General features: G+C 40.9%; 24 protein-coding genes. 8 read left to right on the top strand and 16 right to left on the bottom strand.

Going from position 1 to position 23,552, the window contains the following annotated elements; all coding sequences use genetic code 11:
• Positions 1–184 precede the first annotated feature (184 nt).
• From AJGP001_RS01880 to AJGP001_RS01850, 7 genes are all read right to left on the bottom strand, one after another.
• Positions 185–1,108 carry a ketopantoate reductase family protein gene (locus tag AJGP001_RS01880; protein WP_071153445.1) on the bottom strand — a complete coding sequence of 308 codons (924 nt, stop codon included), beginning with the start codon at positions 1,106–1,108 and terminating at the stop codon, positions 185–187.
• Between the two features lie 361 nt (positions 1,109–1,469).
• Entirely contained in the window at positions 1,470–2,444 is a 975-nt protein-coding gene (locus tag AJGP001_RS01875; RefSeq protein ID WP_071153444.1) for a quinone oxidoreductase family protein, read from the bottom strand.
• A 13-nt stretch (positions 2,445–2,457) separates the two neighbouring features.
• Positions 2,458–4,224 carry an acyl-CoA dehydrogenase family protein gene (locus AJGP001_RS01870; RefSeq protein ID WP_078080086.1) on the bottom strand — a complete coding sequence of 589 codons (1,767 nt, stop codon included), beginning with the start codon at positions 4,222–4,224 and terminating at the stop codon, positions 2,458–2,460.
• Positions 4,214–4,636 (bottom strand): acyl-CoA thioesterase, encoded by a 423-nt coding sequence (locus AJGP001_RS01865; protein WP_071153443.1) that lies wholly within the window; start codon positions 4,634–4,636, stop codon positions 4,214–4,216. Before AJGP001_RS01865 ends, AJGP001_RS01870 begins: the two co-directional genes overlap by 11 nt.
• A 21-nt stretch (positions 4,637–4,657) precedes the next feature.
• Positions 4,658–5,215 carry a TetR/AcrR family transcriptional regulator gene (locus AJGP001_RS01860; protein WP_078080085.1) on the bottom strand — a complete coding sequence of 186 codons (558 nt, stop codon included), beginning with the start codon at positions 5,213–5,215 and terminating at the stop codon, positions 4,658–4,660.
• Between the two features lie 31 nt (positions 5,216–5,246).
• A complete protein-coding gene (locus AJGP001_RS01855) occupies positions 5,247–6,020 on the bottom strand; it encodes an SDR family oxidoreductase (RefSeq protein ID WP_078080084.1) in 774 nt (257 codons plus the stop codon).
• Positions 6,021–6,478: 458 nt separating this feature from the next.
• A complete protein-coding gene (locus tag AJGP001_RS01850; RefSeq protein WP_071153442.1) occupies positions 6,479–7,429 on the bottom strand; it encodes a threonine ammonia-lyase in 951 nt (316 codons plus the stop codon).
• A 201-nt stretch (positions 7,430–7,630) separates the two neighbouring features.
• On the opposite strand from AJGP001_RS01850, the gene AJGP001_RS01845 reads away from it, so the two are divergent.
• The 3 genes from AJGP001_RS01845 (at position 7,631) to AJGP001_RS01835 (ending at position 11,247) form a co-directional block, all read left to right on the top strand.
• The gene (locus AJGP001_RS01845) at positions 7,631–8,191 is read left to right on the top strand and encodes an SLOG family protein (protein WP_071153441.1); all 561 of its coding nucleotides are present in this window, start codon (positions 7,631–7,633) and stop codon (positions 8,189–8,191) included.
• Positions 8,192–8,276: 85 nt separating this feature from the next.
• A complete protein-coding gene (locus AJGP001_RS01840; RefSeq protein WP_058386535.1) occupies positions 8,277–9,767 on the top strand; it encodes a glycine betaine uptake BCCT transporter in 1,491 nt (496 codons plus the stop codon).
• Positions 9,768–9,873: 106 nt separating this feature from the next.
• The gene (locus tag AJGP001_RS01835; RefSeq protein ID WP_078080083.1) at positions 9,874–11,247 is read left to right on the top strand and encodes a Glu/Leu/Phe/Val family dehydrogenase; all 1,374 of its coding nucleotides are present in this window, start codon (positions 9,874–9,876) and stop codon (positions 11,245–11,247) included.
• A 40-nt stretch (positions 11,248–11,287) separates the two neighbouring features.
• On the opposite strand, the gene AJGP001_RS01830 is transcribed toward AJGP001_RS01835, so the two are convergent.
• Complete coding sequence (locus AJGP001_RS01830) at positions 11,288–12,196, bottom strand: catalase family peroxidase (protein WP_071153440.1); 909 nt, start codon at positions 12,194–12,196, stop codon at positions 11,288–11,290.
• A 142-nt stretch (positions 12,197–12,338) separates the two neighbouring features.
• Between AJGP001_RS01830 and AJGP001_RS01825 the strand changes: the two genes are divergently transcribed.
• Positions 12,339–12,611: a GNAT family N-acetyltransferase gene (locus AJGP001_RS01825; RefSeq protein ID WP_078080082.1), complete on the top strand. Its 273-nt coding sequence runs from the start codon at positions 12,339–12,341 to the stop codon at positions 12,609–12,611.
• Between the two features lie 117 nt (positions 12,612–12,728).
• Here the strand turns inward: AJGP001_RS01825 and AJGP001_RS01820 are convergent, their stop codons facing one another.
• Positions 12,729–13,406: a hypothetical protein gene (locus AJGP001_RS01820; protein ID WP_058386539.1), complete on the bottom strand. Its 678-nt coding sequence runs from the start codon at positions 13,404–13,406 to the stop codon at positions 12,729–12,731.
• 129 nt (positions 13,407–13,535) lie between these two features.
• Between AJGP001_RS01820 and AJGP001_RS01815 the strand changes: the two genes are divergently transcribed.
• Complete coding sequence (locus AJGP001_RS01815; RefSeq protein ID WP_071153439.1) at positions 13,536–13,832, top strand: hypothetical protein; 297 nt, start codon at positions 13,536–13,538, stop codon at positions 13,830–13,832.
• Between the two features lie 28 nt (positions 13,833–13,860).
• Here AJGP001_RS01815 and AJGP001_RS01810 read toward each other — a convergent pair whose 3' ends face one another.
• Positions 13,861–14,064, bottom strand: a complete 204-nt coding sequence (locus tag AJGP001_RS01810; protein ID WP_071153438.1) for a hypothetical protein — start codon at positions 14,062–14,064, stop codon at positions 13,861–13,863.
• A gap of 33 nt (positions 14,065–14,097) precedes the next feature.
• Positions 14,098–14,559, bottom strand: coding sequence for a PaaI family thioesterase (locus AJGP001_RS01805; protein WP_078080810.1), 462 nt, complete (start codon positions 14,557–14,559; stop codon positions 14,098–14,100).
• A 709-nt stretch (positions 14,560–15,268) separates the two neighbouring features.
• On the opposite strand from AJGP001_RS01805, the gene pepF reads away from it, so the two are divergent.
• Positions 15,269–17,080, top strand: a complete 1,812-nt coding sequence (gene pepF / locus AJGP001_RS01800; RefSeq protein WP_071153437.1) for an oligoendopeptidase F — start codon at positions 15,269–15,271, stop codon at positions 17,078–17,080.
• A gap of 315 nt (positions 17,081–17,395) precedes the next feature.
• On the opposite strand, the gene AJGP001_RS01795 is transcribed toward pepF, so the two are convergent.
• The 5 genes from AJGP001_RS01795 to AJGP001_RS01775 all read right to left on the bottom strand — a co-directional run bounded on the left by AJGP001_RS01795 (position 17,396) and on the right by AJGP001_RS01775 (position 21,807).
• A complete protein-coding gene (locus AJGP001_RS01795; RefSeq protein WP_071153436.1) occupies positions 17,396–18,676 on the bottom strand; it encodes a purine/pyrimidine permease in 1,281 nt (426 codons plus the stop codon).
• 83 nt (positions 18,677–18,759) lie between these two features.
• Positions 18,760–19,029 carry a hypothetical protein gene (locus AJGP001_RS01790; RefSeq protein ID WP_071153435.1) on the bottom strand — a complete coding sequence of 90 codons (270 nt, stop codon included), beginning with the start codon at positions 19,027–19,029 and terminating at the stop codon, positions 18,760–18,762.
• 166 nt (positions 19,030–19,195) lie between these two features.
• The gene (locus tag AJGP001_RS01785; RefSeq protein ID WP_071153434.1) at positions 19,196–19,837 is read right to left on the bottom strand and encodes an NAD(P)-dependent oxidoreductase; all 642 of its coding nucleotides are present in this window, start codon (positions 19,835–19,837) and stop codon (positions 19,196–19,198) included.
• Between the two features lie 114 nt (positions 19,838–19,951).
• Positions 19,952–20,974: an LLM class flavin-dependent oxidoreductase gene (locus AJGP001_RS01780; RefSeq protein ID WP_071153433.1), complete on the bottom strand. Its 1,023-nt coding sequence runs from the start codon at positions 20,972–20,974 to the stop codon at positions 19,952–19,954.
• A 98-nt stretch (positions 20,975–21,072) separates the two neighbouring features.
• Positions 21,073–21,807 carry an MBL fold metallo-hydrolase gene (locus tag AJGP001_RS01775; protein WP_071153432.1) on the bottom strand — a complete coding sequence of 245 codons (735 nt, stop codon included), beginning with the start codon at positions 21,805–21,807 and terminating at the stop codon, positions 21,073–21,075.
• A 122-nt stretch (positions 21,808–21,929) separates the two neighbouring features.
• On the opposite strand from AJGP001_RS01775, the gene AJGP001_RS01770 reads away from it, so the two are divergent.
• Together AJGP001_RS01770 and AJGP001_RS01765 are read left to right on the top strand one after the other, a co-directional pair.
• Positions 21,930–22,259, top strand: a complete 330-nt coding sequence (locus AJGP001_RS01770) for a YflT domain-containing protein (protein WP_058386549.1) — start codon at positions 21,930–21,932, stop codon at positions 22,257–22,259.
• A gap of 228 nt (positions 22,260–22,487) precedes the next feature.
• Complete coding sequence (locus tag AJGP001_RS01765; protein ID WP_071153431.1) at positions 22,488–23,546, top strand: YkvI family membrane protein; 1,059 nt, start codon at positions 22,488–22,490, stop codon at positions 23,544–23,546.
• Positions 23,547–23,552: the final 6 nt, after the last annotated feature.

Here is a 23,552-nt window from a genome sequence, read left to right as displayed (position 1 = left end):
TATTTCACAAATGCTACAACTGTATACGTGTATTAAGAACTTCCCTCTCTCTCACCCACCTAGAATTGGAAACAAAGAAATCACTCCGACAGTATATACGTTGTAACAGTAATTACAGAAAAACTATTGTCATTTATTCAGATAGGAAGTTGCAAACGATTAGCCTGAGCAATGTTTCTTGAAACTATTGAACAGCTTGTCTTTGTTCGTACAGCATTAATTTTGTAAAAATAATTTCAAGAATAGGAACAGAAAGCTGCACTTCTTTAGCTTTACCAAGTAAGTAACCTTGCAAATGTTCGGCTTCCGTAGGCTGCATTTTCTCAATATCACGTTGCATGGAGGACTTCATTTCCGCTGACATATCATTAATCCGTTGGAATTGTGTTTCAGCAATTGCTGGTGCGATTGGTGCACCTATTTTTTCCATAATAGCTACAAGTTCTTCCAAAAACACACGGATAACGTGTTGTCCTGTTTCAAGATCTCGTATAGGTCCGATAGACGTCTCCATCATTGATGTAATGCCAGACATCGCTGTGATGAACAAATATTTATGCCACATATCTTGATTGATGTCATCGCTCTTAACGAACTCTGCTTTGGTTCCTTTAAAGGCCAACTCTAATTTGCCAATCCGTTCTGTCTGTTGACCTGTTCGTTCCCCGTAAACCAATTGATGGACAGGACTGGTCTGGACAATTGTGCCGTCGTCCGACAAAGTCGATTCGACAAAACACAAGCCTCCAAGAACTTTTTCTTCTCCGAATGCTCGAATTAGTATCTGTAAGTGAGCAATCCCATTTAGCAAAGGCAGAATCATGGTTTCTGGACCGACGAATGGCTGAACATCTTCGATTGCAGTCGTAAGCTGATAGGATTTAGTAGAAATGAGCACAACATCAAACGGCTTGCTATTATCACTTTTAGTAATTAACTTCGGTGAAAATTGTAAATCTCCATTTTTGCTTCGAATGTTTAAACCTGTTTTCTCCAATATTTCTTTTTTGTTTGCTCTTACAAGAAACGTAACGTCTTCTCCTTTTTCTACTAAACGACCACCAAAATATCCACCAATTGCACCTGCTCCAACAATTAATATTTTCATTTTCTCACTCCTTGTCTATACTTTTTTCATGTTGCCAAATCTCATGAATTATTTTGCGCGTACATTCTTTTGTACCGTAGATATTCCAAATGTGCCAACCCTCTTGCATAACCAAAAGGATAAGGATGGTAGCAAGTCAACCGTATATCGATGACATTTTTGTTCGCTAATTCAGATTCCAACAACCTCCACGTTAGGTCATTGTTTAAACCTGCACCGAAAACTGTCCAACTCTCACCATGTTCCGCTAAAAAGCGATGTACACGATTTAACCAAAAGGACAATTCAATTCAAATCAGTTTAACTCCGAGCTTCTCAAGCATGGGGATGGGATTGAAACATGTTACAGACAGTTACTATGTCATGGCTTGAGAACCAATTTCCCAATGGTTTTCCGTCCTTGCAGCGAATAATGCGCTTTGGCAGCTTCAGCAAGTGGATAAGTTCCACCAATCGTTAAAATCAATTCACCAGTCTTCATATAAGCTAATAGTTCACTAAAACTTTTTTGAATCAATTCAGGGTTGCGCATAATCTGTGGTAAGAAAAAGCCGATAACAGATTGATTTTTACGCATTAATTGACCTGGATTAAATGAAGCTTGTTCTCCACTGGCTGCTCCAAAAATGACTAGCCTGCCAAATGGAGCAAGACATTTCACGGTTTTATTAAATACTTCACCACCAACCATTTCGAGTGCTAAGTCGACACCTTTACCGTCCGTGATAGCTTTTATTTTATCTACCCAGCCTTCTTCTGTGTAGTTAACTAGATGGGTTGCTCCCATTTTTTGTGCATGAAATAGCTTTTCTTCAGTGCTAGCTGTCGCAATAATTTTTCCTGCACCAAAAATCTTTGCTAATTGCACCGCGATTGCACCAACACCACCTGCAGCAGCATGGATCAATACAGTTTCTCCTTTTTCAAGACGCCCCATAGTTTTCAATATATGATAAGCACTCAATCCTTGAAGCGGCAAGGCGACCGCTTGCTCAAAACCTACACCTTCAGGAACTCTTGTTAAAACACTTTCATCAACTGCAGCGTATTCGGCATACCCTGCGGAGCCGATAAGTGCGACGACGCGATCACCTACCTTAAACTGTGATACATTTTCTCCAAGTTCAACAATTACACCTGCTACTTCGGATCCAGGAATGTAAGGCAATTCTGTTGGTACCACATACTTTCCTTCACGTCTTGCCGTGTCTGCATAGTTAACACCAATCGCTTTTACTTCAATAACCACTTCTCTAACACTTGGATCTGGTTTTTCAGCTTCAACCCATTGCAAAACATCTGGCCCACCATATTCTTCAAATTTGATAACTTTCATCTTAAAGCCCCCCCTAACAAATATAGCGATCTGTACTCAATACATTTTGTGCTATTTGACGTTTAATCTTATTCAAGCCACCCCGCTGTAGTCGACTCAATTCATTGGTCACAGCGGTAGTATTACGAACCAATTGATCTTCTGGAGAAGCATATTGCAGCAATTTGCGCGCATTCATTTCTACTTCTAGCAATGCATCCCCACTCAACGCCTGCACCAATGGCAGTTTCTGTGCAGATAGCTGTTCCTTATCTGTTGCTATTGCTTTCGCGGTTCGAATCACTGCCGATTCCAAAGCATATAAAGCAATTGCGATATCGGCCAACATCATCAGAATTTCTTGTTCCTCGCTCAGTCGACTGCCATATGCTTGATACGCAATTCCTATGCAAAACAAGAAGATGCGGCGTATCGCCTCTACGCTTTCTATTTCCCGGGAAATAGGGCCATCTGCTATTTTTAGAGGCGACCCCATTTCTTCAATAGTTGAAGCCACCAGTTGGGAAAGCGGTACTTCCCCTTTCGCTGCCAACTTCAACAAATTTCCAGGTATCAACAAGCGGTTCACTTCATTTGTACCTTCAAAAATTCGGTTGATTCGTGAATCTCGGTACAATTGCTCTATTTTGTATTCTTTAATATAGCCATATCCTCCGTGCAATTGAAGTGCTTCGTCCGCAACAAAGTCAAGCGTTTCCGAGCCATATACTTTACACACTGCACACTCGACTGCATATTCCATTAACTGTTTAGCAATTACGCCATGATCTTGTGATTCATAAAGATTACCAAGCGCGTCTTCTAAGTACCCCGCTGTCCGATATTGCAACGATTCAGAAGCATAAATACGTAATGCCATATTCGCTATTTTTTCTTGCGTAGCTGTAAATTCAGCAATCGCTTTACCAAACTGGTGACGTGCTTTGGTATATTTCAGTGCCAACTCTAGTCCGTATTTTGCTGCGCCCATGCAGGCAGAACCCAAATTGAAGCGTCCCAAATTCAAGACATTCAAAGCGATCATGTGGCCTTTGCCGATTTCACCAAGTAGATTTTCTACTGGTACTCGACAATCTTCAAAAATGACTGCACGCGTAGAAGAACCTTTGATGCCCATTTTCTGCTCTTCAGGTCCGAGAGATAACCCGGGGTAGTCTTTTTCAACGATAAATGCCGTAAACGCTGTGCCATCTACTTGTGCATAAACGATAAAGGTATCTGAAAAATCCGCGTTTGTGATGAACATTTTCGTTCCATTTAATAGGTAATGAGTCTTTGCCTCATCGAGTTTAGCAGTGGTTTTTGCAGAAAGAGCATCCGACCCTGCCCCGGGTTCAGTCAGACAATACGCACCGATCAATTCACCAGAAGCGAGTTTTGGCAAGTACCGCTCTTTTTGCTCTGCTGTTCCAAAATAGGTAATTGGCAAAGTGGCGATACATGTATGATTAGAATGCGCTACGCCATAGCCTCCTGCTGAACCAAGCGATTCACCAACTAGTCCTTTGCTTATTTTGTCTAGACCTAGCCCCTCGTAAGCTTCTGGAACACTATGACCGAGCAAACCCAGTTCGCCAGCTTTTTTAAACAGTATTTTGACCAAGCCAAAATTCTGTTTTTCGATTTCATCATTATTTGGCCGTACTTCTTTTTCTAGAAAGCGAGTAGCCGTTTTAGCAATCAATTTATGTTCATCAGTAAAGTCTTCCGGTGTGAAAAAGTATTCAGAGGATTGATAAAGAAAAGCTGCCCCTTTATATGTTGAGGTTTTAGTTTCCACGGTGGCTTTCCTCCTTGATCAAATACTTTTCAAGTTGCTGGCGTTTTTCTTCAGGTAAGCCTTCGCTTTTTTGTGTATCAAAGTTAAAATGGACGGCATTTGCTTGCCCTTTTGCAATCAGTTTGCCACTCTCTGCATCTTTGATTTTATGTACTAGCTGGAAGCTTGAATTCCCAATTTTACTAACTTCTGTTTGAACGATTAACTTTTGATTGTAATAGCCTTGACTAACAAAATCACAAGAAATTGAGGCAAGAATAATCTTCCAGTTATTGAGGTCGCGTCCAAAGCCAAGTTCCGCAAAAAAATCAGTCCGCGCTTCTTCTAGGTATATGAAATAACTAACATTATTAATATGTCCCAATGCATCTGTTTCGCAAAACCGTGTCTTCACTGGAATTTCATATACCATTTCTATTTCCTCCTTCATCTATTAAACAATGCCATTAAAAATTAAATCACTGTATACACGTGCCAGCCGATCTGCTGAAATTTCTCCAGATGGATTAAACCATTGATAACTCCAATTAGTAACACCTAAAATGGCAAAAGCAATTATACCGGGCTCAAGCTCTTTCTTAAATTCATTTTGAGCAATGCCTTCACTTATGATAGCTTCCAAGTTTTTTCGGAATTTTTCACGCTTTCTTTTTACCTCTCGTGCATTGTCTTCACAAAGATGGCGCATTTCTCTGAAGAATACTTTGCCACTCGGTCCATGATTTGCGATATCTATAATTAGTAACGCGATAAGCTCTTCTAGCTTTTTACGGTTGCTGAGCTGATTTAGACGAACTGTTTCCTGACGTTCTAGTAAATCATCAATATAACTTACGTGAATATCCATCAACAATTGTTCCTTGCTCGTGAAATAATAGTAGAAGGTCCCTTTAGTTACGCCTAGAGTTTCGACAATATCTTGTATAGATGTATCACTAAAACCCTTTTTTTCAAACAGAAGAATGCTTTTTTGTTTAATGTCATTTTTCATGATTATCTACCACCATTCTTTTTCCTACAGCTCACAGCACATGCATACCTCCGTCAACGATTACGACATCTCCGGTGATATAATCAGATGCCTTCGATGCTAAAAATACAGCAGTCCCTTTTAAGTCTTGTTCTGTCCCAAAGCGATTTAAAGGCGTTCTGGATAATAACCCTTCCCGACCTTTATCCATCACTGCTTTTGACATTTTGGTTGGGAAAAATCCAGGGGCAATCGCATTAACATTGATATTATGCTGTCCCCACTTTGCAGCCAAATCTTTCGTGAAAGTAATGACGGCGCCTTTACTGGTGTTGTAGCCAATCGTATCCATTAACGTTGGATCAATTCCACCCAATCCGGCAACTGATGAGATATTGATAATTTTTCCGCTCTTTTGTTGGATCATCGCTTTTCCGACTTCACGACTCATCAGGAATGTGCCCGTAACATTTACATCTATCACTTTTTTCCAGGCATCTATCGGCATGTCAACAACAGGTGCCCCCCACGTGGCTCCCGAATTATTGACCAAAATATCTATCGAACCAAACGTTTCTAGTGTTTGTTGCACAAGGTTTTCTACATCAGACTCATTGGTGACATCACAGGCCAATGCTAATGTAGCGACTCCCATCTTTGCTAGTTTGTCTGCTATTTCCTGACAGGCCTCTACTTTTCGCGAACACAAGACAACGTTAGCTCCTGCCTCAGCAAAAGCTTCTGCCATCATAGCCCCAAGACCTCGGCCACCTCCTGTCACAATTGCCGTCTTACCATCTAGCTTAAATAACGCCATTACACTCATTTGTCATCCTCCTAACTGCTGATCGACCCTATACTAACTAGTCGGTATGTTCAGAATACTTAAAATTTATGTTACCGCTTCTCATTTTGTATTGCAAGAAAGGATTTCATAGTATGTAGAAAGGTTATCCCAAGAGAGCATGAACAATGACTTTTTAAGTGCAGCTCCTTTTGCATGCTACAGAACAAACTGATGTTCATTGCGACGTACGCTTCCTCGAAAGTTGCCGTTTTCATTGCCGTCAGCTGCTTTCTATATGCTCGGTGTCAGTCAAAAAAACAGCCGGAGAAAAAGAACCCTTTTTCTCCGGCTGTTTTATGCAAGAAGCTTATAGGACAGACCCAGCTTTTCATTTTCATTAGATGTTCACTATTTTTTTTGCTCGTGTTTGTCGCTGCCTTCATCTATTCGCCGAACATCGTAACTTTTAGTTTGTTACTCGACCCGCATCCAACCATTCAACTTTCTAACATATTCGAAATTTGATGAAGATCGATATTCCCACCAGACAAAATGACCGCAACCTTGTCATTTTTGCCCCCTACTTTCCCAGACATGACAGCAGCGAGTGCAGCGGCTCCTGATGGTTCGACAAGTTGCTTTGTACGTTCCATCAAAAATTGAAGAGTTTCTACTATCTCAGCTTCTGTAACCAGAACGGAATCATCCAAATGCTCTTTCAAAATAGGAAAGGTTAAATCACCCGGTTGTAAAGTACGCAGTCCGTCAGCGATAGTTGAAGTTTCGGAAATTGCGGTAATTTCTCCTTGTCGAAGTGATAAAAATGTATCATTTGCTGATTCAGGTTCGACACCTACCACTCGAACTGTCGGCTTCATGTTCTTGACCGCACAAAGAACACCAGCCATCAAGCCCCCTCCTCCTACTGGTACAACAATAACGTCAACTTCCATTACTTGTTGTAAAATTTCAAGTGCAACAGTGCCTTGCCCAGCGATAACAGCAGGATGATCATACGGGGGTATATATACTCCATTATTTTCTTTTGCACGTTGCTTAGCTCTTGGTATTCGATCAGCGGATGTTAACCCGCAATATTCAACTTCTGCACCGTATGCTTTAATAGCTGAGACTTTGGCACGATTCGCATCTTCTGGTACGACAATCACTGCGGGTATGCCCAGCTGATTAGCAACATAGGCAACTGCTTGCCCATGATTCCCTGACGACGCTGCTGTGATAAAGCACGCTCCTTCTGCCATTGCTTGCTTGACTGCATTGGCAGCTCCTCTTATTTTGAAAGAACCCGTTTTTTGGAGATGCTCTGCTTTTAAATAAACTTCTCTGTCACAACGGACGTTTAAAAGTGATGATGTTAAAATCGGAGTTTTATGGATAATATCGTTTATCTCCTCATGTGCTTTTTTTACGTCATCTAAGCTAACCACCTTGTTCACTTCCTCTCTTAATGATTGAATTTTTCTGTATGGACTGTATTTTATCATACTCACACTCAAGTAAATTAACTATTACAGTAATTCGGATCATCAGTAAGTACTTGCCGTTGTCACTTACAAACGGCTTGAGTATTCAATCCTTCTTCTTTCATGTAGACTAAAATTTCAAATCTTTTAAAGGGAGTGAAAAAATTGTTGAAGCGATTAGTCGTCACTGGTTACAAACAGCACGAACTAGGAATATTTGACGAAAAGAATCCCGGTATTCGCTTTATTAAAAAAGCGCTAGAAAACAGATTCCGTGTGTTACTTGACGAAGGGCTCGAATGGATTATTTTAAGTGGTCAGCTTGGTATCGAAACTTGGGCTGCAGAAGTCGTTCTTGAGTTGAAAGAAGAATTTCCTCAATTAAAATATGCGTTGTTAACACCGTTTATCGATCAAGAAAAAAGATGGAACGAAACTAAGCAAGAAAACTACCGAACGATCATCGACAGCGCCGACTTCCATCGCAGCTTAACTAGTAAACCTTACGAGGCGCCTTGGCAATTTATAGAGAAAAACAAATTTTTCCTGCGCAATTCTGATGGCATTTTAATCGTCTATGATGAAGAAACTGATGGTTCTCCAAAATTCATAAAAAAAGAAGCCGAACGTTACGCAGAGACAGCAGATTATGAAATACTAACGATAACTGGCGATGACCTCCGCGTTGTTGCAGAAGAAGAACAAATGGAGGAGTGGAATGATTAAAGACGAGTATGCCACAGCGGTTGACTATAGACCTGCTTTTAGGTACCCTTAAAGGCTATGTTAAAAATTTCCTCAGGAGGGTTTTATGAAAAAAGCTTCGAAAGTCTTTTATATCACATTTGCACTAGTAATTTTAACTGTTGCTTTTGGCGTTATCGCGCCGCAAGCCTTTGAGTCTGCCACTGGAAGTATCCGTAATTTTATCAATACAACATTCGGTTGGTATTATTTATTGATCATGGCAATTCTCATGATTTTTGTCATCATTATCATTGTGAGTCCTTACGGCAAAATTAGACTCGGCAAAGATTCCGATCGCCCAGAATTCTCAACATTCAGCTGGATCTCAATGCTGTTTTCTGCGGGTATGGGGATTGGTCTCGTCTTTTATGGCGCCTCAGAACCCTTATCTCACTTTGCTGTTCAACCTGCAACTGCTGTTCCAGGAACTGATGAGGCATTTAAGGAATCCTTGCAACGAACTTTTTATCATTGGGGGATTCACGTTTGGACGATGTACGGAATGGTTGCTTTATCTTTAGCCTTTTTCCAATTTAGAAAAGGCCAACCTGCATTAATTTCGTCAACATTAAAGCCGATTTTTGGTGATAAAATGAACGGTCCTTTAGGAACGCTTGTTGACGTGCTTGCTGTTTTTGCTACCGTATTTGGTGTAGCAACTTCGCTTGGCTTTGGCGCTGCTCAAATTAATGGTGGACTCGCTTATTTATTTGGCGCACCTCAAACCTATTGGGTACAGATGGCAATTATCGGCGTGGTCACCATTCTATTCATCATTTCAGCATGGTCAGGACTTAACAAAGGCATCAAGTATTTGTCTAATACCAATATGGTCTTAGCCGTCGTTCTTTTAGTAATGGTGTTAATATTAGGTCCAACTCTGTTAATCTTGAACATGTTCACGGAAAATTTCGGAGAATACATTCAAAACCTAATTAGCACAAGTTTTAAATCTGCTCCATTAAATGCGGAAAACCGTAGTTGGTTGGACGGTTGGACTATTTTCTACTGGGCATGGTGGATTTCATGGGCACCATTTGTCAGTATGTTTATCGCGCGCGTCTCTAAAGGCCGCACCATTCGCGAGTTTCTGACAGGTGTCGTACTTGCGCCAACGATTTTTGGATCGATCTGGTTTGCCACTTTTGGAACAACCGCAATCAATTTCCAAAAGAGTGGTATAGATTTAGCTTCTTTCCCAGCTGAACAAACTTTGTTTGCGATGTTCAATGAGATGCCTTTTGGGTTTATCATGTCAATTGTCGCTATTTTACTGGTCAGCACATTCTTTATCACATCCGCTGATTCAGCCACTTTTGTGCTAGGAATGCAATCAACACGCGGTTCACTACTGCCTAGCAATCAAATCAAAATTTTATGGGGAATTGCTCAATCGACGGTAGCTGCAATTCTATTATCCGTAGGTGGTTTAACCGCAGTACAAAATACCATCATCGTTGCGGCATTGCCCTTCTCTTTTGTTATTATTTTAATGGTCATTTCTTTATTCAAAGCATTAAATTCAGAAATGGACATGATAAAAAATAAAAAATAAAAAAAGTCGTCTTCGGGAATGTTTCTGAAGACGGCTTTTCTTATTGATTAAACCAAGAAAGTTAGGGTAATGATAACTATACTATACATTTGGAGGTGTTCTAGTCATGCAGACAGAAACTCAAAAAGTGATACAGGAATCATTAGATGCCTTGCTAGAAAATGATTCATTTTTACCCGACCTAGAAAATCGCAGACAGGCATTCACTTCACTAAGTGCAATTCTTTCCACCCCCGACAATCTACATAAATCTTTTCTCAGGATTCCATTAGATGATGGAAGTGTGGTCCGAATTCCTTCTTATCGCGCACAGCATAACAATGCAATGGGTCCTTATAAGGGCGGTATCCGTTTCCATGAAAGCGTCAATGAAGATGAAATCATCAACCTCGCTTTTTTGATGACTTTAAAAAATGCTCTTCACAAAGTACCCTTTGGCGGAGCAAAAGGTGGCATCGTCATCAATCCGAGGAACTACTCAGAAAAAGAACTCAATCTCATTTCTAAAGAATATGTTCGGTATTTCACAGATGTTATCGGTCCTGACAAAGATATTCCTGCACCAGACATGGGTTCGGGCGAACGAGAAATGGACTGGATGATGGCAGAATATAAGGAAATCCATGACGGCACCCCTTACCTAGGAAGTTTTACTGGTAAAAGTGTTGTAAATGGTGGCTCACTTGGTAGGCGTGAAGCAACTGGCAAAGGAGTATACTTTACATTCCGTTATTTACTTCATGATTACGTGAAAGCCAATGAGCAAATGCTTGCCCAAAGCGACAACCTTTTTGCCAAAACGACATTAGAGTTATACGACCGGCCATTAAAAATGGCGGTTCAAGGATTCGGAAACGTGGGCTCTGTAGCCGCCCTCGAAGCCTATCACTGCCATTTGATCAAACATAAAATTGTCGCTGTTAGTGACCGCAACGTTACTTTATACAATGAAGACGGATTGGATATACCTACATTAATTGAATTCGCCAAAACGAATCGTGGTGATTTACCATCCACAGAAAAGCAGCTACAAAACGCTGCTATTAAGGCTGAAATCAAAGATCGCGACTGCCTAGTTACGTTACCCGTGGATATCTTGCTTCTCGCAGCGTTAGAAAACCAAATTCGAAAAGACAATATGGCAGACGTTCAAGCACGAATCATCATTGAAGGCGCAAACGCTCCGACTGCACCAGAAGCTGATCAATACTTGAGTGAGCATGGAGTCGTTATCATTCCTGATATTCTGGCAAATGCCGGTGGGGTCATTGTCTCTTATTTTGAGTGGCTACAAGGACGTGAAACTCAATTTTATGACGAAGCTGAAGTCTATCGGCTATTGATAGACAAAATGAAAGAAACGATGGACATGATTCTCCCGCAGTACTATGGAGATCCATTTGCTCTTCGTCAAAACTGCTTTATTCACGCGGTTATGCGATTATCAACTGTCATTTATCGACAGGGTAAGCTTTATTAAACGCAAACAACGCACAGCCTTATCAAGGGCTGTGCGTTGTTTACGTTTCTGACATTCTGCGTTGATGAGAAATTTCATATGCATGATGCCGGAAGTTTAGAATTCGATCTTCTGAACATTCGAGCCCTGCTGTCATAACAGTCGGGTCGAACAAAATATCTTCTGCCTCTGGTGCTTTTTCCGTTATTTCCAAATAGCCAACCGTTAGTCTTTCCCGAGTTTTTGGCCATTCTTTTGTCGGATCATCCGTGGGGTCTTCCGATTGACCTATTATGACATCAAGCCGGAATTTTACAGGACCTTTTGCAATCCGGTCTTCCATGTCTGCTTCGAAAAATCCGACCGGTAAAGCGATTGCGTCAAGCGGAGACAAAGTTTCTACTCCGTTTTCTGGTTCCCAAAGATATTTAATCGGCTGCTTTTGACCTTGTTGGCTAATCAAATAAAACGCGTGAATGGAATGGTACTGACCTGTAGCAAAACTAGAAGGCGCCTGCATTTTCCGAATATTATTGAGCATCGCCCCACTTTCAGGATAATCAGCTAATAAGCTTGCCAACTCTTTTAAACTAGGCTTTCCTTTTTTAAACGACTTCACCACGCCAAGCATTTCAGAAAAGATTTCAGGTGTTTTAGCAAAAAAAACAGGAGAGGTGACACCTACGATATTCGTCATTTCACCATCCGGCAAAAGGAATTGAACGGCCATTCCTTTGACTGGAGACATCGCATCAGCCCATGTTGGATCTGGAGAAAAATGTGAAAATCGGACAAATGCTGCGGTTTCTCCTTTTTGGAAATGGGGCGCTACAGTTAAATGACTAGCGGAACCGTTTGCTATAAAGCGAGCCTTATAGCTTTTTCCTCTTGCATGAGCTCTCCGGTAACCTGTTGGGACATCAAACACCTTTTCAATTTGATCAATAGTGGTCTTTGCCAGTTTTTTCATTTCATCACCTCTTATATCGTTGCATACCCTTTTTTCTACTTTTAACTTCTTCATTTAGATGAACATAAATGAATATTCTTTTCCCTAAAGGGAATACAGTAAAAGACAGTCGGATAACTAGTAATCGGAGGAGGGAACGTTAGTGGATTTCATACAGGAAAACAAAAAAATCTCAGCAATTGAAAATTCCGAAGAAATGGCATTTTTAAGCTATACAGCAAAAAATGAGGTACTAACTATCGATCATACTGAAGTGTCTCCACAGTTAGAAGGTCAGGGAATCGGTCAAAAACTAGTTGCACAAATTGTGGAATACGCCCGCAGTGAAAACAAAAAAATAGACCCCCAATGCCCATTTGCCAATAGCGTTATCGAAAAAACACCCGAATTCCAGGATGTACTGGAAAATAAATAATCACCCGTTTAGAACAAGAACTTGCTTTAAGCAAAGTAATTTTTAGATATCCAGCCAAGTGCTGGAAAAATAACCGAACTAAAAGGCGACCCGCAATGGGGTCGCCTTTTATACTTTCTATCTAAATTCGCCATCCGTGATGTTATACAAATAACTCCAGTTATCTGCTTTGTACAATTGGTGAAAAGTAAGTCGCTCTCCTGTACCCAGAATCACTTCTTCTTCAACTATCGCCACTACCATTGCCGTTCCTGTATTATCCAAGTTCAAGTAGACATCTCCAATAGAAGGGCGAATTGCGTTTTTCTCACGCAGTACTTCTTCTAATTGAGCATCTTGCTCGAGCTGTTCAGCCGACACCTTAGATTTATCAAAGTAAACGATATCGTTGCTGCTCGCTTCTTCGCCAGGTGTCATCACGAGAAATTCTTTTGATTTCACCGTATTTTGACGCGTCGTAATAACGTTTTTCCCTTCAACCGACTCAACTCTTTCAAATTCATTGAGCGAGTAATGATCCATGTAATCCGGATCTGGTTTAGTGATTAAGATATAGCCGCCTTCTTCTGCCGGCTGATTTTCACGCAAAGTAAATCTAGAACCAAAGAATAAGAAAGAATCCATGTGCTTTGGTTTGTAGAATGTGACTTCGTCAGCTTTGCTTGAGACTTGCTCCATATCTTTAACACGGAACATCAGTACTGACCTTTTAGCCAGCGGTTTTACAGAATAAACTTTGTGCAATTCATTTTGGTAATAAACGAATTGTCCTTTTCGTACTTGCAATAACTTCATAATTCATCCTCCGATACTATTGTTGCTATGCCTCCATTCTAGAGGAAAAATGGGCAGAAGTCCATGCAGGTACTTGAATAGTTTGGTATGCTACTATCACTAATCTATTTATGGTGGAGGTGCCTATACATGGACTATGAAAATCGAGATGAATACATCATTAAAAAATACCAACAAGATGAACAAATCATGGTACAACTTTTTGTTCAATGGTGTATAAACTATCAACTAAACCCCGCTGAACTTTATCAGCGTGCATACCCACAACAATTACAAAGTTCTGTCCTGACTGCTGCAATCGATCAGGCAGATGGCGAAAAACTGGACCTTAGCCACGAAACCTTATTGGATGTTCTCCAAATGTTTGGAAACGATGATTTGGCTTTTGTAGTTTCAGAAGAAATTGAAAAACTTTCAAAAAAATAAAAGATCGAGTGCCGACGCACTCAATCTTTTATTTTTTGCGTTTCCGCAGTTCTTTAGCTTTCATTTCAATGTAACTCGTCTGCAGATTTTCGTACCGGTTAGATGCAACATTGCTATAGATTTTATCAAACTTCGAATCCTTTTCGGCCGGTTCAATTTCTGCTTCAATTTCTTCCGGTTCTATAAGTCGTGAACGTTCTTCTAGTTCTTTTTCTTTTTTATCCTCCATCATCGTCAAGCACTCCTTTTTCTGATCCACTTCAATTTATTTAGCAAAAGAAGCCGGCATTACTACTGCCTTGACCTCGCCTGTTGCACATAGCGTTTCACCTGCGAAGACCTCTACCTTCACCTTAAATTTCTTTGGGTGAATTTCTTCGATTTTGCCAACTGCTTTTAAAGCAACTCCTTGAGGTGTCGGTTTTAAATAATCAACCTGTAAAGAAGCCGTAACAAAACGTGGCGGTGCTTCCCCACTTCCTGGCTCAAAACCGTTTTTTCGGTGCAGTGCTAACGACGCCGAACCCGTTCCATGACAATCAACCAACGATGCAATCAATCCTCCGTAAACAAATCCAGGAATTGCTGTATGTACTTGTTTTGGTCTATATAAAGTAACAGTTTCTTCGCCGTTCCAGGCTGTACGGAATTGATGACCTTCTGTGTTGAGTCTACCGCAACCATAACACCAGGCAAAGTCTTCTGCATATTCGTCCTGTATTGCCATTATTGAATGATTCTCCACGACTAATTCCCCCTATTCCTTTTTTAGCATTGAAAACACCTTACATAAACTTTAACTTTTCAAAAGTCTATACAAATAGCCTACACTAAAAAACTGATATTTCAAAATCCAAAGGAAAAAGCATGATCCTTTTCATCAGATCATGCTTTTTCCTTTTTCCATCCCTCGAAAACCCTGAGGGAGTTTTGCACGCGGAAAACCCTATTAAATTCTTTCTACAAACTGTACATCTCTGACGAATACGAAACTCTCGTCATTGCAGTTTAGTTACGCTGACTGTCATTCGCCAATAAGGCAATTGCATTCACATCAATATCTCAGTGAATTTTTTGGTACTGCAGTCAGGCTTTCAAATGCACTTCCACAAAAAACTTACGGCTTACTGTTTGAAACACTTACCGGATAGAAACCTGAATAACGATGGTCCCTGACAAGAGTAAATATCGTCAGTAAAGCAAATTTCCCGCCAAGGCTGTGCAATTTCTCGTCCGAAGGCGATTCTGGATCGAATCCAGTCGTATTCTTCTGACGGTGATTCCGCCTTGTATTTATATAGTACCACCATTAATCTATAAATAAACCTACTTTTTAAAATTTTTTAATAAATTCTGAAATTTATTTTTACATTTTTATATTTGCCGATTATACTAGTAATTAGTTCGAAATCCGTAATACATAGAGGAGAGATTATATGGTTACAAGTTTACCACCGCGTTCAACTATCCCCATCGAAGAGACATGGGATTTATCCAGTTTATACAATAGCTCTGACAGTTTCAATTTGGTCTTAGAAAATCTCGAGCAAGAAGCCAAAGATCTAAATCGAAAATTCCAAGGAAAGATTGTCGATTCGTCTACCATCATTTTAGTGTTAACAGACTACATGGCTTTTCTAGAAAAGTTAGTGTTGCTAAGTACTCATGCAAATTTGGCAGTCAGTACAGATCAAACAGACGATAAGGCTCAGCTGCAATCTAGTAAGTTTGGCGCAGCTGCCGCTAAAATTGGCAGCACACTTTCTTTTATTACTAGCGAACTTCTCGCTTTGCCGAAAGAAACAGTAGAGCAAGCAATAGAAGAATCAGCAGAATTTAATGTATTTCTTAATAAACTTCTCCGAAAAAAACCTTATCAGCTGCATCCAGAAGCAGAAAAAAGCTTGGCCGCTTACTCATCGACATTTAACGCACCTTATGGCCTTTACAATACAACAAAAATGGTCGATATGAACTTTGAGGATTTTGAAGTAAACGGTCAAAAGTATCCACTTAGCTATGTCTCTTTCGAGGGGGATTGGGAAGCAGAACCGGATACAGAAATTCGTCGTGCAGCATTTGACGCTTTTTCAAAAAAACTAAAAGACTATCAGCATACGACGGCTAAAACTTACGATATGCAATTGCAGACGGAAAAAACAACAGCAGATTTACGTGGTTATGACAGTATTTTTGACTACCTTCTTTTTAACCAAGAAGTAAATCGCTCTCTTTATGATCGCCAAATTGATTTAATCACCAAGGAACTTGCACCTCATATGCAAAAATACGCCAAACTATTGCAGAAAGTCCATGGACTGGATCGGATGACTTTCGCCGATTTGAAAATTTCGTTAGATCCGAGCTATGAACCCGAAATTACGGTTGAAGAATCCAAACAATATATCGATGATGCTCTTGCCATTATGGGTCCGGATTATATTGAAATGGTCGATCGCTCTTATTCTGAAAGATGGATCGACTTTGCCCAAAACAAAGGGAAATCTACCGGCGCTTTCTGTTCGAGTCCTTACGGAAATCATCCCTATATTTTAATTTCTTGGACTGGTCGCATGAACGAAGTCTTTGTGCTGGCTCACGAACTTGGCCACGCGGGTCACTTCTATAATGCCAACCGAGAGCAAAACATTCTTAATGCACGGCCGTCTCTTTATTTTATCGAAGCACCTTCTACAATGAATGAAATGCTTGTCGCTAATCATTTATTGAAAAATTCGGGAGACCTGAAATTTAAACGCTGGGTAATTTCATCAATCGTCGCTAGAACCTATTATCATAACTTCGTTACACACTTACTTGAAGCTGCTTATCAGCGCAAAGTGTATGACCGGATTGATGCGGGGCAAAGCGTCAATGCGGGAATTCTGAACACGATTAAACGCAGTGTTCTGGAAGAATTCTGGGGAGATGCTGTCGACATTACAGATGGCGCTGAATTGACCTGGATGCGTCAGCCTCACTACTACCTCGGCTTATATCCCTACACTTACAGCGCGGGATTGACCATTTCCACTCAAGTATCCAAGCGAATTCTAAATGAAGGACAACCAGCCGTAGATGAATGGTTGGAAGTTTTAAAAGCCGGCGGCACTAAATCACCAGTAGAACTTGCACAGATGGCTGGAGTCGATATCACGACAGAACAACCATTACGCGACACGATTTCCTATATCGGAGAATTGGTTGACGAACTCGTCCGTCTTACTGACGAAATCGAAGCGGAATAACGAAAAGCGTAAGCGCCCGTGTAGATTCGACGGGCATAAGACAAACCGGCGAAGCGGCGCACTGTGCCGCACAGCTGGGTTGGCTTATGACCCTAGAATCTGGGCGCTGGAGTCTGGACATAGAAAAGCGCAAGCGCCCGTGTAGATTCGACGGGCATAAGACAAACCGGCGAAGCGGCGCACTTTGCCGCACAGCTGGGTTGGCTTATGACCCTAGAATCTGGGTGCTGGAGTTCTAGACACAAAAAAGCGCAAGCGCCCCAAAGTCTAAAAAAGAGCCTTACGCAAAGTAGCTGCGTAAGGCTCTTTCAATTTTCATTTTTTCTGCCACAATAATAGCTGCTCTACAGCAATGGCGATAATGGTACCGGTGATTAAACCATTTGATAACGTAGCTGCCACAACAGAAGGCAAGTTCGCCATGCTTTCAGTCGGTACAAACATGATGCCAACACCGCTCATCAGACCAAAAGCTACTACTTTATAAGCACGCTGTTTATTTGTTTCATATTCTAGTTCAATAAAGGCCATTTCCACCATTTTGGTGAATACTGCAAAAATGACAGCGTACGCTACCGGCGCTGGCAGCGAAGCAAGAATTGCCATGATATCCGGAAAAAAACTAATCAACACAACAATCATACCGCCAAAGATAAAAGGCTTTAGCGCTGGTGTTTTCGTGGCACTAACAAACCCAGCCGCTCCAGAAATAGGGACAGGTCCAATTGAAGAAAATAGTCCAGCAAGAATATGATTGATTCCTGATGCCACGGATGCTTGCTTAATACGATCGGGTACCTCAATTGAAAAAGAATTCTTCAAAACACTCTCCATCACACGAATCGATGCCATCATATTGGCAATCAGCAAAATCGTCAAAAACAAGGCTGTGACGAACATCCCACTATCCCAAATCAACGGTCCAAAAACTAACATTTCCGGCATGGAAATTAAGTCACTAGTGGTGTTTTCAGCTTCTGGCAATTTGCCAATCACCCAGAAAATCAACCAACCTGCAGCAATTGCAAACAAAACAGAATAACGGCTAACCCAAGCTGCTTTATGATTCATAAAAAAGAAAGTCAATACGATGACCACAATACTGCCTATTAGTACGACCCCATCTACTGGGTCGCCTTCTGAAACGATTCCAAATAGGCCAGTCAAAATCGACTCACTAATTTGAAGCACCAACAATAATAAGTAAACAAAAGTAATGGTTGGTGTAAAGAGGACTTTCAGCTTATCAACTAAGCCTGTATAAGCAAACACAATAAACAAAACACCACTGTATAACAAGCCGCTTTGCAACGCTTGGAGAGATGCTTCCATAGTCGAATATAGTATTCCAACCAAACTCGCATAAACAATGAAAACTCCCCACCATAACCCGGCCGGCCCTTCATTAATTGGCACTCGGTGCCCGATAAACGCTTGCACTAAACAAGCAATTCCGAGTACGAATATAGTTCGTTGCACAAATAATGCCGCATCTGTCGTGTCCATACCGAAGATGCCGGTAATTGCGACTGGTGCTGCAATGGAAGAGGCGATCAGGAAAACCGCCCATTGCACTCCACCAAAAATATTTTTCATAATCAATTTCTCCACTTCTTGCTGTTATCAATGATTACAGTATACACCTATTGAAACATAAAAAAACGAAGTCCTGACAGTTGTCAGAACTTCGTTTTTTTATGTGCTGCTTTTTTTTCGTTCGCTATGCGTACCGCTTCTTGTGGATCTACGACATCTTGATCTGATTTTCCAGCATCAAAACCGTCTTTATATACTGCCGGATAACCTTGTTCTTCCAGTTGTTTCACTTGTTTACGAGAAGCTTTAACTAATAACCGAACAATCAGCACGGACAAAATAAATATAATAACGACAGAAATAATCCCAGGGATGTATTCCGATTTGTCTTCAGGAAAATATAAAAAATCCATTGTATTGATTCCCACCTTTAAACCTCAAGTTTCATCTTATTATACATGATTCATAAGGCTATTCTTTTACGGAACGTGAACATTTCATGGCAAGTTCTTTTGATCCTCCAAGAGTTTCATACTAATGAAAAAGCCGACTTCACGTGAAATCGACTTTTTCAGGCTATTAATGATTTTCAGAAACCACAGTAAATCGCTTGTTTTCATGTTCACCGCTTTCGATTTCATCCACTACGGCAATTGCATAATCAGCATAGCTAATATAGCTTTTGCCTTTACGGTTAACAATAAACCCATCGTCGCCTTTTTGGTAACGACCTGTACGGCGTCCATCGGGATCGAAAAATGCCGCGGGACTTAAAAATGTCCATCGAACTCCCTCTGACGCTTCTAAATCGGCTAGATTCTGCGATTGTCCTCTCGCAATTGATTTAAAAGCCTCAGGAAACTCAGGGGTTTCAACCAAGCGAGTTGTCCGCGCTTCATCAACGAACAAACTACCGGCGCCTCCCACTACGATCAAACGAGTTCCTTGAGTTTTTTTCAATGCTTCTATTAAAATTCTTCCAGCTTCAATGTGCTGCTTAGCCTTTTCGGGTGGAACACCAAATGCATTAACTACAACATCGAATGGCGACAAATCTGCTGCCGTTAAACTGAAGACGTCCTTTTCGATCACTGACACATCTGGATTTTCGACTTTCTGTGAATTTCTGACAATGGCTGTTACTTCGTGACGTCTTTTTAACGTTTCTTTTAAAATCAGATTGCCCGCTTTTCCTGTAGCTCCGATAATTCCTATTTTCATTTACCTCTCCTCCAGTCTCTATTCCCTATATAGAAAACAATAGAATCCGTTTGCACTGCTTTAGCAGCTTTTTGTCAGACTCTTCAACGAGCTATTGAGTGGTTCACTGGAAATTTATACAGTAGCAACAGTAAAACGATTTGCGGCTTGTTTGAGAATTTCAAACGAGCGTTTTCTTTTCTCCTGATCGTAGATATAAGAAACCGCAATTACTTCATCGATCTGCAAGTCGGCTACAAACGTTCCCAAACGCTCGCTTATCGTTTCTTCATCACCTTTGAACGTGTATTGCGACATTCCCCGCACCATCATTTCCTCGCGGTAACTCCATTGTCCGTCCATCGTATCAAGTGGCGGCTTCAATAAATTCTTACTACCTCTTACAACATTCAAATAAAATTGATCAGCAGACGTTGATAAAATTTCAGCTTCCTGATTGGAGTCAGCTCCGATAACGTTGACGCAAACCATCACATACGGTTCAGCCAAGTATTCAGAAGGTTGGAAGCCGTTGCGGTAAATTTGTAAGGCTTGTTCTAGTTGTTGCGGTGCAAAATGAGCTGCAAATACGTATGGCAGACCAAGACGTGCTGCAAGCTGTGCACTAGAAGTACTAGAACCTAAGATGTAAATCGGTACTCCCGTTCCTACGCCTGGATGCGCCCGGACAGGACCTTGTTCTTCAAGAGAGTTTAAATAGCTTTGCAATTCGACAACATCTTGCGGAAAAGCAAATGCCGTTTCTTGCGTCGTTCTGCGGAGCGCATGCGCCGTCTGCATGTCTGTACCTGGTGCTCTGCCAAGACCGAGGTTTAAACGGCCAGGATGCATCGTTTCTAAAGTTCCAAATTGCTCTGCGACAACCAATGGCGTATGGTTAGGTAGCATAATGCCACCCGAACCTACTTGAATAGATTCGGTGTTTTCAAGCACTTTAGAAATCAATATTGCTGTAGCAGAGCTTGCTAGTGTAGCTGTATTGTGGTGCTCAGAAAGCCAGAATCTACTGTATCCTAATTTTTCTACGTACTGGGCAATCGTGACCATTTCATCTAATGCATCTTTTGTCGTTCCGCCTTCACGAACTGGAACTAAATCCAGAACGGAAATTGGAAACGAATCTATAGGTTGTGTCATTGTCAAACTTCCTTTCAGCTTTCATATGCTTTAAGGATAGAAGTAAACTAGCTAGCACACAAACTATCTGCCTGCTGCTAGCTTATGTCAGCTGAGAGTCAAATCATATATTTTTTGCCGATCTTTGCAAACTCAACTTCGCCAGTATAGCTAGACTTAGCCGCTTGCAAAATCTCGGCCAAGTCTCCGTATTGAGGTAAGTGTGTTAGTAGCAGTTGCTTAACCCCTGCCTGTTCCGCCAACTCTCCTGCTTGTTTGCCACTCAAATGTCCTTGAATGATACCGACGTATTTCTCATAGAGATTCGATTCAGCAACTAACAGATCAGCTTCTCGAGCAAAATCCAGTAACTCATGCTTCCAGCCGGTATCTGCAGTAAATACAGCTGTCCGACCGTTTGCAGTGAATTTTATAGCTAGGCAATAAACAGGGTGAACTGTTTCACAAAATGACACTTGCCACGGTCCGAGTTCCATTGTTTCAGAAGCTTGTATCGCACGCCCTTCTGTCACCCCTTTATAGGAAAGCTTGCTAAATTCTTCTGAATCTTTGTCATGTGCATAAATTAACAAAGGCGTTTGCCATTCCTTTAACTGCATACCTACCATAGCCGCATGTTGAAGCACACCAATATCAGCAATGTGATCTGGGTGATAATGGCTAATAATTACAGCATTCAACTCACGTAACTCTGTGTAATTCTGTACGGCTGCTATTACTCCACTGCCGCAATCAACCAAACAGCGAAACCCCTCTTGTTCAATCAAAAATGCAGAAGTCGCTTCATTTTTATTGGGGTAGCCTCCCCAAATTCCAATCGGTATGATTTCCAAAAAATCACTCCCTAGCTTCAATTTCTTTCAGTATAACTGATTTGTCACACATCCTTTTGTTTAACCCCTCTTGCATCGTGGTATATATACTACTAAGTTAGAAATTATTTGGAGGGATTACATTGACAGTAAAAATGACAGTCGAAAACGCACTTCAAGCCAAATCAGAAATCGAAAAACTAGAAGCACAGGGATACACACATGAAGATATTTACATCTTTGCGCATGATAAAAAGCGTGGCAAGGACATCTCGAAAGCACTAGACACTGAAGAAGTCGGCATGAAAGAACAAGGCTTCCTCGATAGCATGAAAAACATGACAATTTCACGAGGCGACGAGCTTCGCGCGAAGATGGCTGCTGCTGGATTATCTGATCAAGAAGCAGAACAGTATGAAGAAGAGCTTGATAAAGGGAAATTGGTTATTATTGCAAATAAAGACGTAAAATAATTCACTAGTAAAGCATTGCCGGTCGAATCGGCAATGCTTTTTTTATGTACCAATTCAACATTTCCACTGATTTTTTCCTCCTATTTAAGTGTTACTAATATAGAGTTACCCAGTGCTTTACCTCTCTTTTTTATTGTATCGGCTTTATTTTTTTGCTATATTTAGATAAGGATTTTCTAATTTTTAAAAAACTTACATCCGTAGCAATCAGCATCAAGGGGGAACAACATGAAAAGTTTAAAAATGGGAAGTGCCTTTGTCGGCATTATTGTCGGTGCCGGATTCGCTTCTGGCCAAGAAATTCTTCAGTATTTTACTAGCTTTGGCTATATGGGAACTATTGCAGCAATCTTAGCAACTGCTTTATTTGCATATTTAGGAATGAGTTTAACTCGACTGGGAAGTCGTATGAAAACAACATCACATAAAGAAGCTATTTTTGGGATTAGCGGAAAAATAATTGGTACGATTGTTGATTACATCATCATCCTGACTCTTTTCGGAGTGGGTGTCGTGATGATTGCCGGAGCAGGCTCTATTTTCTCTCAGCAATTCAATTTGCCAGCTCCACTTGGTAGTACAGTCATGGCGATTCTGGTCGTCTTGACCATCATGCTGAATGTTAAAAAAGTCATTGCTATCATTGGCAGTATTACTCCATTTTTAATTATTGCCGTTGTAGTTTTAGCGGTCTATAGTTTACTGACGATGGATGCCACATTTGCATCATTAAACCCTATCGCTAATGATCAAGCTTCTGTTCTACCAAACTGGTTCCTGTCCGCTATAAATTACGTATCATTTAATATAGCTGTCGGTGCTTCAATGGCCATTGTCATGGGTGGTACTGAAAAAGACGAAAAAGTCGCAGCACGTGGGGGACTCATCGGCGGACTTATTTTAGGTGGTCTAATTATTTTGAGCCATTTGGCGATTTTCTCTAAAGTGGATGTTGTCGGTAGCGCAGAAATGCCTTTACTGCAAATAGCTGATGATTTATCACCAATTCTTGGAGTCTTCATGTCATTCATTCTTTTTGGCATGATCTACAACACTGCTGTCAGCATGCTGTTCTCATTCTCAGCGCGCTTTGTTGAAATGGGTACGATGAAATCTCGCATGTTCATCATTGCTGTCGGGCTTGTCGCTTATGTATTGAGTTTTGTTGGTTTCACGAAACTTGTTAGTCTGTTTTATCCGACCATCGGTTTTCTCGGTTTGTTCCTTGTTATTGCTTTGATTGTTGCAGACATTCGACAACCGCATAAAAAAAACTTCAATAACTAGAGGTGA

Origin of the sequence: Planococcus faecalis, assembly GCF_002009235.1 — a bacterium.
Lineage (GTDB): Bacteria > Bacillota > Bacilli > Bacillales_A > Planococcaceae > Planococcus > Planococcus kocurii.
The sequence above is the reverse complement of the archived record's forward strand: the minus strand, read 5'-3'. Positions and strand labels throughout refer to the sequence as shown.

What these genes read in the sequence shown, in the direction of transcription:
- AJGP001_RS01840 (WP_058386535.1), top strand. Translation starts at nt 8,277, where the DNA reads ATGAAAAAAGCTTCGAAAGTCTTTTATATCACATTTGCACTAGTAATT.
- AJGP001_RS01860 (WP_078080085.1), bottom strand. Translation starts at nt 5,215, where the DNA reads ATGAAAAATGACATTAAACAAAAAAGCATTCTTCTGTTTGAAAAAAAG.
- AJGP001_RS01795 (WP_071153436.1), bottom strand. Translation starts at nt 18,676, where the DNA reads ATGAAAAATATTTTTGGTGGAGTGCAATGGGCGGTTTTCCTGATCGCC.
- AJGP001_RS01855 (WP_078080084.1), bottom strand. Translation starts at nt 6,020, where the DNA reads ATGAGTGTAATGGCGTTATTTAAGCTAGATGGTAAGACGGCAATTGTG.
- AJGP001_RS01880 (WP_071153445.1), bottom strand. Translation starts at nt 1,108, where the DNA reads ATGAAAATATTAATTGTTGGAGCAGGTGCAATTGGTGGATATTTTGGT.
- AJGP001_RS01835 (WP_078080083.1), top strand. Translation starts at nt 9,874, where the DNA reads ATGCAGACAGAAACTCAAAAAGTGATACAGGAATCATTAGATGCCTTG.
- AJGP001_RS01765 (WP_071153431.1), top strand. Translation starts at nt 22,488, where the DNA reads ATGAAAAGTTTAAAAATGGGAAGTGCCTTTGTCGGCATTATTGTCGGT.
- AJGP001_RS01830 (WP_071153440.1), bottom strand. Translation starts at nt 12,196, where the DNA reads ATGAAAAAACTGGCAAAGACCACTATTGATCAAATTGAAAAGGTGTTT.
- AJGP001_RS01815 (WP_071153439.1), top strand. Translation starts at nt 13,536, where the DNA reads ATGGACTATGAAAATCGAGATGAATACATCATTAAAAAATACCAACAA.
- AJGP001_RS01805 (WP_078080810.1), bottom strand. Translation starts at nt 14,559, where the DNA reads ATGGCAATACAGGACGAATATGCAGAAGACTTTGCCTGGTGTTATGGT.
- AJGP001_RS01785 (WP_071153434.1), bottom strand. Translation starts at nt 19,837, where the DNA reads ATGAAAATAGGAATTATCGGAGCTACAGGAAAAGCGGGCAATCTGATT.
- AJGP001_RS01875 (WP_071153444.1), bottom strand. Translation starts at nt 2,444, where the DNA reads ATGAAAGTTATCAAATTTGAAGAATATGGTGGGCCAGATGTTTTGCAA.
- AJGP001_RS01790 (WP_071153435.1), bottom strand. Translation starts at nt 19,029, where the DNA reads ATGGATTTTTTATATTTTCCTGAAGACAAATCGGAATACATCCCTGGG.
- AJGP001_RS01820 (WP_058386539.1), bottom strand. Translation starts at nt 13,406, where the DNA reads ATGAAGTTATTGCAAGTACGAAAAGGACAATTCGTTTATTACCAAAAT.
- AJGP001_RS01865 (WP_071153443.1), bottom strand. Translation starts at nt 4,636, where the DNA reads ATGGTATATGAAATTCCAGTGAAGACACGGTTTTGCGAAACAGATGCA.
- AJGP001_RS01810 (WP_071153438.1), bottom strand. Translation starts at nt 14,064, where the DNA reads ATGATGGAGGATAAAAAAGAAAAAGAACTAGAAGAACGTTCACGACTT.
- AJGP001_RS01780 (WP_071153433.1), bottom strand. Translation starts at nt 20,974, where the DNA reads ATGACACAACCTATAGATTCGTTTCCAATTTCCGTTCTGGATTTAGTT.
- pepF (WP_071153437.1), top strand. Translation starts at nt 15,269, where the DNA reads ATGGTTACAAGTTTACCACCGCGTTCAACTATCCCCATCGAAGAGACA.